Origin of the sequence: Pallidibacillus thermolactis, from assembly GCF_025660415.1 — a bacterium.
Lineage (GTDB): Bacteria > Bacillota > Bacilli > Bacillales > Caldibacillaceae > Pallidibacillus > Pallidibacillus thermolactis.
On sequence record NZ_JAOUSE010000015.1, the window covers coordinates 1 to 13,731 of the forward strand.

11 protein-coding genes and 1 other annotated feature are annotated in these 13,731 nt (G+C 34.1%); of the genes, 6 read left to right on the top strand and 5 right to left on the bottom strand.

Annotated elements, in window-relative coordinates; all coding sequences use genetic code 11:
• Positions 1-263: 263 nt before the first annotated feature.
• Positions 264-475 (top strand) — a binding site (T-box leader).
• A 76-nt stretch (positions 476-551) separates the two neighbouring features.
• Positions 552-1,625 carry a histidinol-phosphate transaminase gene (hisC, locus tag OEV82_RS06890; RefSeq protein ID WP_263061416.1) on the top strand — a complete coding sequence of 358 codons (1,074 nt, stop codon included), beginning with the start codon at positions 552-554 and terminating at the stop codon, positions 1,623-1,625.
• A 54-nt stretch (positions 1,626-1,679) separates the two neighbouring features.
• On the opposite strand, the gene OEV82_RS06895 is transcribed toward hisC, so the two are convergent.
• Positions 1,680-3,362: a methyl-accepting chemotaxis protein gene (locus OEV82_RS06895; RefSeq protein ID WP_263061417.1), complete on the bottom strand. Its 1,683-nt coding sequence runs from the start codon at positions 3,360-3,362 to the stop codon at positions 1,680-1,682.
• Positions 3,363-3,575: 213 nt separating this feature from the next.
• Between OEV82_RS06895 and OEV82_RS06900 the strand changes: the two genes are divergently transcribed.
• On the top strand, positions 3,576-4,802 hold the full coding sequence (locus tag OEV82_RS06900) for an EAL-associated domain-containing protein (protein ID WP_173658536.1): 1,227 nt from the start codon (positions 3,576-3,578) through the stop codon (positions 4,800-4,802).
• Between the two features lie 408 nt (positions 4,803-5,210).
• Complete coding sequence (locus OEV82_RS06905) at positions 5,211-6,038, top strand: purine-nucleoside phosphorylase (protein WP_263061418.1); 828 nt, start codon at positions 5,211-5,213, stop codon at positions 6,036-6,038.
• Positions 6,039-6,341: 303 nt separating this feature from the next.
• Here the strand turns inward: OEV82_RS06905 and OEV82_RS06910 are convergent, their stop codons facing one another.
• Together OEV82_RS06910 and OEV82_RS06915 are read right to left on the bottom strand one after the other, a co-directional pair.
• Positions 6,342-7,736, bottom strand: a complete 1,395-nt coding sequence (locus OEV82_RS06910) for an L-cystine transporter (RefSeq protein ID WP_263061419.1) — start codon at positions 7,734-7,736, stop codon at positions 6,342-6,344.
• Between the two features lie 159 nt (positions 7,737-7,895).
• Positions 7,896-8,852, bottom strand: coding sequence for a DMT family transporter (locus OEV82_RS06915; protein WP_263061420.1), 957 nt, complete (start codon positions 8,850-8,852; stop codon positions 7,896-7,898).
• A gap of 142 nt (positions 8,853-8,994) precedes the next feature.
• Here OEV82_RS06915 and OEV82_RS06920 point away from each other — a divergent pair, with 142 nt between their 5' ends.
• Both OEV82_RS06920 and OEV82_RS06925 read left to right on the top strand, forming a co-directional pair.
• Positions 8,995-9,873 carry a LysR family transcriptional regulator gene (locus OEV82_RS06920; RefSeq protein ID WP_263061421.1) on the top strand — a complete coding sequence of 293 codons (879 nt, stop codon included), beginning with the start codon at positions 8,995-8,997 and terminating at the stop codon, positions 9,871-9,873.
• Between the two features lie 173 nt (positions 9,874-10,046).
• Positions 10,047-10,724: a Dph6-related ATP pyrophosphatase gene (locus OEV82_RS06925; RefSeq protein WP_173658087.1), complete on the top strand. Its 678-nt coding sequence runs from the start codon at positions 10,047-10,049 to the stop codon at positions 10,722-10,724.
• Here OEV82_RS06925 and OEV82_RS06930 read toward each other — a convergent pair.
• The gene (locus tag OEV82_RS06930) at positions 10,719-11,516 is read right to left on the bottom strand and encodes an ABC transporter substrate-binding protein (protein ID WP_173658086.1); all 798 of its coding nucleotides are present in this window, start codon (positions 11,514-11,516) and stop codon (positions 10,719-10,721) included. The two genes, OEV82_RS06925 and OEV82_RS06930, sit on opposite strands and share 6 nt — an antisense overlap.
• Before the next feature lie 518 nt (positions 11,517-12,034).
• Here OEV82_RS06930 and OEV82_RS06935 point away from each other — a divergent pair.
• Positions 12,035-12,571, top strand: coding sequence for a ribonuclease H-like YkuK family protein (locus tag OEV82_RS06935; RefSeq protein WP_173658693.1), 537 nt, complete (start codon positions 12,035-12,037; stop codon positions 12,569-12,571).
• A 302-nt stretch (positions 12,572-12,873) separates the two neighbouring features.
• On the opposite strand, the gene OEV82_RS06940 is transcribed toward OEV82_RS06935, so the two are convergent.
• Positions 12,874-13,719 carry a TetR/AcrR family transcriptional regulator gene (locus tag OEV82_RS06940; protein ID WP_173658692.1) on the bottom strand — a complete coding sequence of 282 codons (846 nt, stop codon included), beginning with the start codon at positions 13,717-13,719 and terminating at the stop codon, positions 12,874-12,876.
• Positions 13,720-13,731: the final 12 nt, after the last annotated feature.

Sequence of the window (13,731 nt, forward strand, 5' to 3'; positions counted from 1 at the left end):
GTCCTTTCTGTTGAATGTTGTCTCTACATTTCATTCTACAAAAAAGGACGATTTTTTTGTACCATTAAATAGCAAAAGGGCTAGACCGAAGGTCAATTAAAAATTGACTTTTCGGACAGCCCCATTGAATTTTAGACTGATAACCTATCCCCAACACAAAACTTTTAAGCATTTTTGTAGAATGTACAAAATAAACTTATTATTGACTCTTTAAGGAAATCAAACTATAATCAATTACATAATATTTCTAATAATTTTTGAATAAGTATGCAATGATAGGACTTTAGTAGTGTTTATCTCCCTGTTTCAGAAAGCTGATGGTTGATGCAAATCAGTACATAGATGAACACGAATTACATTCCTTGAGCTTCTTTTTCTATTATTCAATAGGAAAAGACGGTGATAAACCGTTATATATAAGAGTGGTGAAATTTTTTCACAATTAGGGTGGTACCGCGGATGATTCGTCCCTACTGATTTCAGTAGGGATTTTTTGCATATTCATTTGCATATATATTAAAAGAATTAATTTAGAAATGAGGGAGAGGGCCATGAAAGAAAGAATCTTACAATTACAACCATACAAACCGGGGAAATTACCAGAACAGATTAAAAGGGAATACAATGTTGACAATGTAATAAAACTTGCTTCAAACGAAAACTCCTTCGGTTGTTCTCCGACAATTGCTCAAGCTGTTAATAAAGCACTCAAAGAAGTATCTACTTACCCAGATGGTCATGCAGAACTCCTCCGTAAAAAAGTAGCTGAACATGTAAATGTGAAAGAAACAGAATTGTTATTTGGTGCTGGACTGGATGAAGTCATTCAAATTTTAAGTCGCGTTTTATTATGCGAAGGAAGTAATATTGTAACGGCTGATCAAACTTTTGTGCAATATAAACATCATGCCGTTATTGAAGGCGCTGAAATACGCGAAGTTCCCCTCATCAATGGTCACTTTAATTTAGACGAGATGGCCTCTACTATTGATAATGAAACTAAAATTGTATGGATTTGTAACCCAAATAATCCAACAGGAACTTATGTATCAGAAAAAGAGTTGATGAACTTTTTACAAAAAATACCCCGTCATGTGACGGTCGTATTAGACGAAGCTTATTACGAATATGTAATGGCAGAAGATTATCCGCAAACAATTCCATTCATTAAGGATTACAAAAATTTAATTGTATTAAGGACATTCTCAAAAGCCTATGGACTAGCTTCCCTACGTATCGGCTATGCAGTCGGTAATGAGAACTTAATTGAAAAACTCAATATCGGCCGCTTACCTTTCAACACATCGACGCTTGCACAAGTAGCAGCCGCTGCCGCCTTAGAAGACCAAGACTTCATCAAATACACAGTAGAAGAAACTAGAAAAGGGATTCTATTTTTTGAACAAGAATTAAATACATTAGGAATTTCCTATTATCCATCACAAACGAACTTTATTTTTATCCACGCAAAAAATCCAGAAGCTGTTTTCACAAAATTCATTGAAAAAGGGTATATAGTTCGTCCAATGGCCAATGGCATCCGCATTTCAATCGGCACAATGGAACAAAATCAAGGTGTCATTAATATTTTAAAAGACAATATAGATAAAAGTTTACTATTATAAGCATATAAGGCTAATTCCATTGAATGGAGTTAGCCCTTTTAATTGTTATATACATTATAATTTAAAGTTTTTGATGACATTATTTAATTCTTCCGATAGTGTCGCTAGTTCTTTTGCTCTTCCAGCAACTTCTTCAACAGAACTGTTAATTTGTTGTGTACTTGCAGACGATTGTTCCACAGCACTGGCTGATTGTTCTGAAATCGCAGCTATTTCTTCAATGGATTGATTCATATCTTTACTACCTGCTGTTACATTTGCTAGTCTTTCAGCAGCTTCTTTGATATTTAAAACCATCCGCTCAATAGATTCATCAATATCTTTAAAAGCTTCTGAAGTTGTTTTTATCATTTGTGAACCTTGTTCCACTTCAATATACCCATTTTGTAATGATACACGAACAGCTTGTGACTGCTCTTGAATATTTTCTACAATATTGGTTATATCCGCTATAGAGGAAGCAACTTGTTCTGATAACTTCCTCACCTCTTCAGCTACGACTGCAAAACCTTTCCCGTGTTCACCAGCTCGGGCAGCTTCAATAGCAGCGTTAAGCGCTAATAGATTCGTTTGTTCAGAGACCTTATGAATAATCGCAATTAATTTAGAGATTTCCTGAGTTTGATTTGCTAGCTCTTCAACTTTTCCTACCGCATCCTTTACAATCCCGTTTATAGATTCCATTTGTCTTTCGGAAGAATCCATTATTTTCTTTCCAGCATCTGTAAGTTTGGATACTTCAAAAGAAGATAACTTTATAGATTCACCTTTTTCATTTGTTTGCAGAATTTCATGTACAAAGTTGTCCATTCCTAATGCCAATTCTTGTGCATGGCCAGCAAGAGTCTCAGATCCAGATGTTAGCTCTTGCATTGCGGTTGCTACTTGATTTGAACTTTCACTTACTTCGTTTGAAACTTGTTTTAATTCGACACTATGTTGATGAACCGTTTTTGATACAATTGATATTTTATTTAATATGTCATGAAGAATAGCTTTCATTTCATTTGTAACGTTGATAAGGAGACCAATTTCATCCTTCCGATTCACATCTAAAGTTTTTCCAGTCAAGTCTCCTTTCGCTATTTTTTGTAGTTGTTTCGTTACCTTTTTTAGAGGAATTCCTATTGATCTGCCCATGAAAACTCCAATCGTAATTGCGCAAATGACTGCAAAAACATTTAGAATAACGATTATCAATAGTAGTCTTTCAAAAATATCTCCGTTCGTTTTATTCAATGCTTCTGCATATTCTCGATTTAATTGTTGTAACGATTGTAAACTTATACTAAGACGATTATATGACGGATGACTTCTTTGTAATAGATATTCAGCTTCAGTAAATTCCCTGTTTTCAATTGAATGCATTGCGTCTGTAATGTGGCCTTTATATACTTCCCAATCTAATTTAATAGCTTCTATAATTTCCATTTCGTCCTTTTTTAGTGAATATTGGTCCAAATGAACGATAATATCATCGATAGTTAACATGCTATTTTTTGCCGTTTCGGCAAAAGATTCCGCTTCATAAAGAACAGAAGTTAACATTTGTACATTGGTATTTTCCACAAGCTGGGTCATATTTGAAATTTCCCCTTGAGGAATAACTCGCTTATAATACATTTCGTCCCCATTTTTAGCTAAATGCCATAATCCGTAAAAAGCACTTCCTCCGAGAATTATAATAAAGAATACAATTAGTAAGTATGAAAATATTAATTTCTTTGTAACTCCCATTGAAAATCCCCCAAATCATAACCCAGATATTCCTTGTTAAATCAATTTTACCACTACATTTTTACTATATTTTACAACCTTATTTTAACAAAAATATAGTAACTAAAGTAGAAAAATTCTGTTTTATGTAACTTTAAATTTTAAATGAAGGATTATTCCCAAATATTGTTATATTGAAATAAAATATTATTATGAAGAATAGAGGTGAAAATTATGGATCCTGTTGATGTGATACTGAATCAGGATAAGATCATTCCATATTATAAGCCGATTATCTCAGCTGATACGCAGCTAGTAACTGGATATGAAGTGGTTGCATTTTTTCAAAAAGAAGATGGAAGTATGCAAAACCTAGACTGGTTTTTTAAGGATCCGTCAATTCCCGATGAATTCCTCCTTGAAGTTATGAATCACATTATAAAACAAGCACTTCATTATTATTTAAATAATGAAACAGAACATGCCTTACATTTACTATTTAGATATGATGGAAATATATTATATAAAGACCGTGGAGAAAACTTGATCAATCTACTAAATAGTTATCATGATAAAAATATAAATTTAAATAAAATTGCCATTCAATTAAAGGATGAGTTTTCTTATGATCAGTTACAATCTGTTGATAAAGTCTTTCAATATATGAAATCATACGGTTTAAAAATCGCATTTGAAGATACAGGTGAACGAAATGGCAATTTCGAACGTTTAGCATTTCTAAAGCCGAATATCATAAAAGTAGATGTCGGATTTTTAAATGATGAGGATCTCCCTCATTTATACCAAGATGTACACCATTCTCTTTCCTTACTGGCTCGAAAAATCGGTGCCACTTTAATGTTTAAAGGAATTACTTCCTATAATCAGTTGAATTACGCTTGGCGAAACGGCGGTCGTTTTTATCAAGGAGATTTTTTACATCGTTCAGAACCTGGATACGTTTCAAGAGATTGTTGCAAAGACTTGTTAGAACAACATTTTCAGCAGTTTATAAATTATGAAAGAAAAAAGGTGCATGCCCAACTGGCATTAACGAATCGAATTCATCAATTATTTAAAACAGTATTAAGTTCTATTGATTCAAAGCAAAATTTAGATGAATTAACGTTAGCCGTTGGTAAAAAATGTTCACCATTTGCTTTTCGTGTATATGTATGTAATGATCAAGGGCTTCAAGTGTCAGCCGATGCTGTCAAAAGGATGGACGGTACTTGGGAACTTAGACAGGAAGAACGCATGAGAAATTGGAGTTGGCGCCCTTTCTTTTTTGAAAACATCGCTAGAATGAATATAGAGAAAAAAGGATTATTATCTGATTTGTATACCGATATTGAAAAAAATGAACTTATCCGAACCTATTCTTTTCCTTTATCAGAAAGTTTATTTATTTTTATCGATATACCATATGACTTTTTATTTGAACAAGATGGATTACTGTAAAACGGCAAGCCTATTGTTTGCCGTTTATTTATTAAGGAGTCTACAATTGAAAATCTGGTGGAAGCGTCCATCTGTTATCTCATTTGTATAGGTCATGAATGGTGTAACGAGTCCCTTTTTTATTAAATCCACTTCAAAATCTTTTCAGCCGCAACTTTACTATTTGGACTTCAAGAGGTTTCATATATAAATATTTTCTTTTTGAGTTGGAATAAAAATAAAAGTAACTTTGATAATCTGAATTGCAAATTTGGACATGCTAAAAAATAAATGTTTATATGTGAAGTTCCTTTTTTACAAGCCAAATGTTATTGGCTATTTACAATCTAGATTTATTTCTTTAAACTCTAAGTTGGTGGAAAAATACTGATTGCACTATTAATTTGCAACAAATGGAGGTCTTCATAAATGCATAACGTTCAAGAAATTTATCAAGCAGCAGATTATATATCACGTAAAATAAACGTAAAGCCAGAAGTCGGCTTAATTCTTGGGTCTGGATTAGGTTCTTTAGCAGACGAAATCAAGAATCCAGTTAAAATACCATACAACGATATTCCCTTTTTCGCAGAATCTGGTGCAGTTGGCCATGCTAATGAATTAGTTATCGGTGAGCTAATGGGTGTAACCGTTGCAGCAATGAAAGGAAGATTTCATTATTACGAAGGATTTACTCTCGATGAAGTTACTTTTCCAGTTCGAGTGATGAAAGCCCTTGGCATCGAAAAACTAATTATCACAAATGCATGTGGTGCTGTAAATACTGACTTTCAACCTGGTGAGTTAATGCTGATTACCGACCACTTGAACTTAGCTGGAGCAAATCCGCTAATCGGACCGAATAATGATGAACTTGGCACACGCTTCCCAGATCTTTCTCAAGTATTTGATAAAAATTTACAAGATCTTGCTAAACAAGTAGCACAAGAAGGCAATATTACTTTACATGAAGGAGTATATGCTTGGTGGACAGGTCCAACATATGAAACACCAGCAGAAATTCGTATGATTCGCACCCTTGGAGCTGATGCAGTTGGCATGTCAACAGTTCCAGAAGTAATTGTCGCAGCCCATGGAAATATGAAAGTTTTAGGAATATCTTGTTTAACCAATATGGCAAGTGGCATATTAGAAACACCATTAAGTCATCAAGAGGTAATTGATGTGGCTGCACAGGCTCGTGAAAAATTTGTACAGCTCATTAAAGGTGTATTAACAAAAATGAATCAGGCATAAATCAAAAGGCTGCAATTTCCTTTGCAGCCTTTATTTTTATATTTTTCTTCTTTTACGATGTTTTATTATAAAGAAAGACTCGTCAGAAAGTCTGATTTTAGAGATCATGGAGAAGTACATTGGCGGACGCACTTCCAGTAGCACGGTCACAGCCCATTTTAAACACAAGTGCGTTTACGGGGTCTTCGCGCCTCGTGTGCCCGGCCTACCTATCGGAACAATTGCTGCTTTTTCACTGGAGTCTCTGCCAATGGTTCCCAAGGATCCGCTTATGATGACTCATTGAAAAGCCCTGTTTAAAATTTACACTCCTACCACTTTATCTAAACTATTTTTATCATTATATACATCTTCATTTAATTCACCTGTAATCTTACTTGTTAACACACCGGACATCATACTTCCGCTTACATTTAAAGCTGTACGTCCCATATCAATCAGTGGTTCGACAGAAATTAAGAGCCCAACAATCGCGATCGGTAAATTCATAACTGATAAAACAATTAAAGATGCAAAAGTTGCTCCGCCACCTACACCAGCTACACCGAAGGAACTAATCATAATAACTAAAATAAGTGAAATGATAAATCCTGGATCAAGAGGATGAATGCCCACAGTTGGAGCAACCATTACCGCTAACATAGCTGGATAAATACCTGCACACCCATTTTGACCTATGGATAATCCAAATGGTCCAACAAAGTTGGCTACTCCTTCAGAAACACCATAACCATCGGTTTGTGTTTTAATATTTAGTGGTAAAGCCCCCGCACTGGAACGAGCAGTAAAAGCAAATGTTAATACAGGTATCCCTTTTTTCACAAATATAACTGGATTTAATTTTGCAAATGCTATCAGCAGTAAATGCACAATAAACATTGCAATTAGAGCAACATAAGAAGCGATAACAAATTTTCCTAAGTTTACAATGGCAGCATAATTACTTGTTGCTGCTACTTTAACCATTAATGCTAAAACACCAATTGGTGTAAGTCTCAAAACTAATGTAACGATACGCATAACGATGGCATAAAGTGCATCAATGATTTTTTTAAAAAGTTCTCCTTGTTCAGGCTGTTTCCGTCTTACACCTAAATATGCCATTCCAACGAAACTTGCAAATATCACGACTGCAATGGTAGACGTTGGACGAGCTCCAGTTAAATCTGCAAATGGATTTGACGGAAAGAAGGATAAAATTTGTTCAGGAATTGTCATATCCTCAACCATCGCTGCACGTTCTGTCAATTCTTGATTTCGAGCATGTTCCGCTTCACCAGCTTGCAGTTCCATACCATCTAAACCAAATCCAATAGATGTTGCAATTGCAATTGCAGCGGCGATACCTGTTGTTATAATTAATATCCCTATACCATAAAAACTAATTTTACCGAGGTTTTTAGAAAGGGTTACCTTTGTAAATGCCCCGACAATTGATATAAAGACTAAAGGCATAACAACCATTTGTAACAGTTTTACATAACCAGACCCAACGATATTAAACCATTCGATCGTATGTACAGTCACGAAAGAATCTGTACCATATATTAAATTAATGATTATACCAAATAATAGCCCTAAACCAAGTCCTGTAAAAACACGCTTCGAAAATGAAACATGTTTCTTTTGCATGAAAAATAAGCCCATTATGAGTGCAATCAGGACAACAATATTAATGATGATAAATAATGTATCCAAAGAAGTACCTCCTCTTTTCATTTTTATACAATATATATTGTATAACATTTATTAATATAATATAATAATTCCAATTGGTAAAGTATGAATTGAAAGTTTAATAGCGACGAAGAAAAAACCCGTCCCTTGTAACAAAAGAGACGGGTGAATTTATATTTCTTATGCAATTTTTGTTTGCATCTTTTTGTTTGATGCTTTTTTTTGACGGATGCGTAGGAATATATTGTTCGATAATAATGAAGCAATAATTAAAATTGTTCCGATAACGTCGAAAAGCGTTACTTGTGTTCCTTGGAAAATGGAAAGTATTAATGTAGTTACTGGCACGAAATTAATAAACAGCAGTCCGTTTAAGGATGATAGAATACTAACACCGAAATTCCAACCAAGTAAAGCAATAAGACCTGGAAATATAATCATAAACAATAAGTGTGGTGATACAGTCGTAATTACTTCAAAGGACGGTACAGGTGTATATCCTGTCAAAGTTGTACCTATTGTAACGATAATTGCCGTAACGGTTCCAAGCAAACAAGTTAGTGTTGAATATCTTAAAGTTGACCAACCTTTAAATTGACTTCCTCCCATTGTGTATATAACCCATCCAATAACCGCAATAAATATGAGGAATGTCGGCATAATGTCTTCTGTCGCACTAAAAAACGTTCTAAGATCTCCTTTGGTAATGACAAGCAGCGCCCCAATAAAAGCGACACATACACATAATAACGTGAAACGATATGGACTCTGTCTAAAGATTAACCATGCAATGACAACGGAAATCATTGGCATAAGCGACTCCATAATTGAAGCAGCCATCACCCCTGGTTCTCCTAACAAATCTTCTCCCCAAAAGATGAATAAATTGTAAACCGTGAAAGCCATCGTTCCAAAGAACCACAGCTTAAAACCTTTACCTTCAAAACGAAAGGCTTGTGTTCCTTCTTTCCAAAATAACAAGATAACTAGAATTATTGTGACCGCGCCGTATCGGAAAATTGTAAAATAAAAGGGAGCAATATATTCAAAAGCAGCATGTGCCACTGGAAACATTGCCCCCCATGATACTGCAGCAATAAAGCATAAAAATGCACCTAATAAAACACTGTTTTTCAATTCCCTTCCCCCTTTACACGATGTCAACTACTTTTAATTCTAACTATTTTATACATCTTGTAAAATGAATAAAAATGATGAAATCCATCATTTTTTTTGATAATATAAATCTAACTACGATCCATTATAAGGGGTGGAAACTATGGAACTAAAAGACTTGAAGATTTTTCAAACTGTCGCTGAAAAAGGGAGCGTTACAAAAGCAGCCAAAGAATTAAACTATGTCCAATCAAACATAACTGCACGTATTAACAAACTTGAAACTGAACTAAATACTGTACTGTTCAATCGTCACCGCCGGGGGATGACTCTAACGCCTGAGGGTAAGAAACTATTAGAATATTGTAAAGAAATTTTGTTACTAACAGTGGAAATGAAAAAAGCGGTTCAAAGCAAAAACGAACCTTCTGGAAAACTAGATATTGGCACGGTTGAAACGGTCTACCATTTGCCTAAAATATTATCTTATTTTATAAAACAATATAAAAAAGTCGATTTATCTTTATATACAGGTGTAACAGAATCTTTGGAGCAAGATGTGTTAAATCATAAATTAGACGGAGCCTTTGTTTCTGAATCTGAGTTTCATCCTGATATTGTAAGCCACGAAGTATTTCAAGAAGAACTTGTTTTAATCGCGAATAAACAACTTCACTCATTAGAGGAATTAGCAGAGGAACCAATTCTTTGTTTTAGTAAAGGATGCGGCTATCGTGCAAGGCTAGAACGTTGGTACCGCGACCAACATATTACTCCACATAAGGTGATGGAATTTGGCACGTTGGAAACTATATTACGTAGTGTAGCAATGGGACTTGGCATTACCTTTGTTCCAAAATCTGCAGTAACAAACTGGGAATTAAACGGGTTCATTAAATGTCATGAAGTCCCTGACCAATACAGTAAAATAAAAACCGTTTTTATTCGAAGAGCCGATGCGTATTTAACTTCATCAATGGAGAAATTTATTGAAACCATTGAAGAAAATAAAAAAATTCTCAATCAACAAACGTTCAAATAGGTGGGAATCATAGAGAAATCTAAACAGGTCGGATTAACAAAGATATCTATGATATACATATTTCGAATAAAACAATTCCCCTGTTCAATTCATGTTTTGTTTATTCTTCTAACGAATCATTCATAAATGAAAGTATTATTTAATCTGAAATAGAAAATAAAGGAAGGTTAGCCATGAAAAAAGCTTTACTTTCTTGGAGCGGTGGTAAAGATGCTGCTATTGCACTTACAGAAATTTACAAAAATAAAGACTACGAAATTGTTGCCCTGTTAACAACTTTAACTGAAGACGACAAACGAGTCAGTATGCACGGAGTTCGAAAAGCGTTACTAGATGAACAAGCCAAAATGTTGGAACTCCCTATTGAATATGTATACATTCCACCCCATGCAAATAATCAATTATATGAACAGAGAATGAAAAAGTTGTTATCTAAATACTTAAATTATAACGTTGATACGGTTATTTTCGGGGATTTATTCATTGAAGAAATTCGTCACTACCGGGAAAATCAGCTTTCGAACATCGGAATGAAAGCTGTTTTTCCCCTTTGGCAAAAGAAACCGGAAGATTTAATAAACAAGTTTTTGTATGAGAAATACCAAGCTGTAACCGTTTGTATCGATCAAAACGTTTTACCCGTCTCGTTTTTAGGTAAACCGCTAAACGAAAAATTTTTTTCTAAGCTACCAGAAACGGTAAATATTTGTGGTGAACACGGTGAATATCATACTTTTGTATATGACTGCCCTTTATTTAAACAAGCCATTCCATTAAAAAAAGGTAACATCACGACAAAATGGAATCGATTTGCACTTTGTGATTTCCAAATCGATAAAAAATCATCATAAAAAGCTTGTTGCTTCGAAAAATCGTTTTGGATAAAGGATATGTGCTAAATGTTCAATTCCTGTAATAAGTCTCGGTGACGGCCGGCAGAACCAGGCTTCTTCTAAAATATGTACACGATCACGTTCGACAAACCGTTTCCCTTGCCATGCCGGTCGACTTATGATTCGATCAATATTTACTTGTTTTATCGGAATTCCCGTCCAAACAGCTAATACATAATCTGGTGATTCTTGAGCCACCCTTTCCCAGTCTGTTTGGATGTTCGGATGAGGATATGCGGCAAAAATATTTTTTGCTCCAACAATTTCGGACACATCGGTTAACCAATTTTTCTCACCTGGAGAAATGACAGGTTTCGGCCACCACTCCCAATATAGCTTGATCGCCCTCTCAAGTTTTGGTACCCTTTCACTAATCCACTCTATTTTAGCTTTCATTTCATCCACCACTTGTTTTGCCTTCCGTAATCGCTCTGTAGCAATCCCTACTTCAATGATATTGTCAAATATATCTTCCAAGTGGTAAGGTTCTAATACAAGGTATGGAATATTTAATTCGCGTACTTGTTCAACAACTTTTTCCATTCCAGGAACACTTTTTGAAGCAACAATTAAATCGGGCTGAAGTTGGACTACCTTCTCCATATTAATGTGAAGATCAGGACCTAAATCGGGTAAATTTTTTACCGTTTTCGGCCAATCTGAATAATGATCCACGCCAACAATTTGATTCATCAGCCCTAAACAAACGAGTATTTCTGTGTTACTCGGGCAAAGGGAAACAATTCTCATAAAATCACCGTCCATTTTTCATTCATTACATACAGTCTCTCGCATCAATCATTTCCTTATTTATCACTTATCCCCCCAATTAGCACTGATGCTTACCTGCGAATCCTTGTCCACTTCCCCAATGATCTTTCTATGTTCGAATCAACTCTTTTCTAAAATTTATTTTTGAAAGGAGCGTTTTCTATATATGTCCTAAACCTAAACGTATTCTTAATAAAGCTCCTTCTACACCTGCTAATAGATTGTTTTAAGTTCAAAAGTAGTTCAATCCAAAGCCATAATCAAAGAATTTTTTTAATAGATCAATAGAAATAGAATGACTTGAACAAATTATTCTTCAAGCTGTTAACCCGACACAGATTTCTGATTATTTAGAATGTAACATATTAAACTATGTTTTGTATAGATATGCACATTCTTTAGTTTTACATTTTTTTAACGAATGATGTGGTTTCGTTTAACTATACTAATAATAAAGCAATATACTATAGTAACCTGACAAAAAAGGAAGGGAATATATGAAAAAATTAACCGTTTACGATTATACTTTTCAAAATTTAAGCCAAAAAAAGATGACGTTTGAACAAGTATTTCAACATATTGTTAATTTTATGAAAAAAGATCCAACCGGAAGGTTTAAGCTTATGTTTGGTACAGACTCACAAGTTCACCACAGCTACACGAAGTTTATTACAGGGATAGTGATTCAGTGTGAAACAAAAGGAGCCTGGGCGTGTATTCGTAAGGTCGTGGTCCCACGCAAAATGAACAATTTACATGAACGGATATCTTATGAAACGACATTGACTGAAGAAATCGTTTCAATGTTTACTGAAAAAAGAAAAGAACAACTAATTAACATTGTACTACCTCATATATATAAAGGCGCCAGTTTTACAATTGAGGGGCATATTGATATTGGAGCAGGCCGTAGAAATAAAACTAGAATATTTGTAAATGAAATGGTTGCTAGAATGGAATCCATTGGTGTTGAACCGAAAATCAAGCCTGAGGCCTTTGTGGCTAGTTGCTATGCGAACCGTTATACAAAATAAACATTGTATCACCTGTGAAAAAGTTAAGGCCTCTTTACAAAACTAAAAAAGGCAAAATCTTAAATCCACTCCTATTTCTTCCATGCTGAGTATTTCTTTTTATTTTTTTGCTGCTAACCTTTGTGAAATATTTCCCAATATCTAGGATATGAATCTAACTGTAGAAACATAAAAAGTGTTAAATCCATTCTTCATTTTAGAAAAACGATTCAACACTTTTACAAAACATCTTTAACACAGGCTCTCCTTAGTTAAATATACTTACCTACCAATGTTTCAATTAAACTGGGTCCCCAATTTTCTTATTTATTTGGACACAGTTTTAAATTCACTAAGTATATAAGCCAATGGCATTGGTTATTTTTTTTCATATTTTCTAACATTCCCAAGATGATCGCATGACTTGGGTTTGATTTCTTTAATTCATTTTGTAAAATTTCAACGGATTCCAACTCTAAAGTATCGGTCAATGAATTAAGTAAATGCTTAATTTCTATTTCTATAAACTCCTCAACGTTTTGAGGATGAAATTTCATTTTTTCCATCATATTGGTAAACATTATTTCATTTATTAATACCTTTTGGGAATAGTTGGCCAATATATTTGTCTTTTCAACTAATACGTCCGACAAAAGTCTAACATCAATAGGCATTTGATAAGTAAAAATAATATGAGAATAATTGTCCATTAATCCTTTAATATTAAATAGTAATTCATATTTTGTATGTTGAATTTTAGAACCATAACATTCTTCTAACAATTGAAGGATGGATTGATTCATTAATTGATCATAACGGTAAATTTTTATTAATAATTCTTCATTCAATGAATGGAGTTGATCTCGGACAAACATTTTCGCCAAATCAGAATGACGTTGGAACTCGCCAAATAAATAATAGAATAAATTAAATAGTTTTTGCTTAGGATCTATCTTTTCTCTGACTACCCGGTCAACTCCTGTTGTGAATCGTTTCATAAAATAATCAATAATTTCAAGAATCAATTCATCCTTGGATTTAAAGGATAAATAAAAAGCACCTTTGGATATTCCACAATGCTCTGTTATCTGTTGAACAGAAGTCGATTCAAAACCTCTAGCAGCAAATAATTCAATTGCTTTTTCCATAATTAATTGTTTTCTATCCAATGCTTTGCTCCT

Bases quoted from the DNA above. Each gene is read 5' to 3' on its own strand.
- OEV82_RS06900 (WP_173658536.1), top strand. From the start codon at position 3,576: ATGGATCCTGTTGATGTGATACTGAATCAGGATAAGATCATTCCATAT.
- OEV82_RS06905 (WP_263061418.1), top strand. From the start codon at position 5,211: ATGCATAACGTTCAAGAAATTTATCAAGCAGCAGATTATATATCACGT.
- OEV82_RS06895 (WP_263061417.1), bottom strand. From the start codon at position 3,362: ATGGGAGTTACAAAGAAATTAATATTTTCATACTTACTAATTGTATTC.
- OEV82_RS06930 (WP_173658086.1), bottom strand. From the start codon at position 11,516: ATGAGAATTGTTTCCCTTTGCCCGAGTAACACAGAAATACTCGTTTGT.
- hisC (WP_263061416.1), top strand. From the start codon at position 552: ATGAAAGAAAGAATCTTACAATTACAACCATACAAACCGGGGAAATTA.
- OEV82_RS06925 (WP_173658087.1), top strand. From the start codon at position 10,047: ATGAAAAAAGCTTTACTTTCTTGGAGCGGTGGTAAAGATGCTGCTATT.
- OEV82_RS06920 (WP_263061421.1), top strand. From the start codon at position 8,995: ATGGAACTAAAAGACTTGAAGATTTTTCAAACTGTCGCTGAAAAAGGG.
- OEV82_RS06935 (WP_173658693.1), top strand. From the start codon at position 12,035: ATGAAAAAATTAACCGTTTACGATTATACTTTTCAAAATTTAAGCCAA.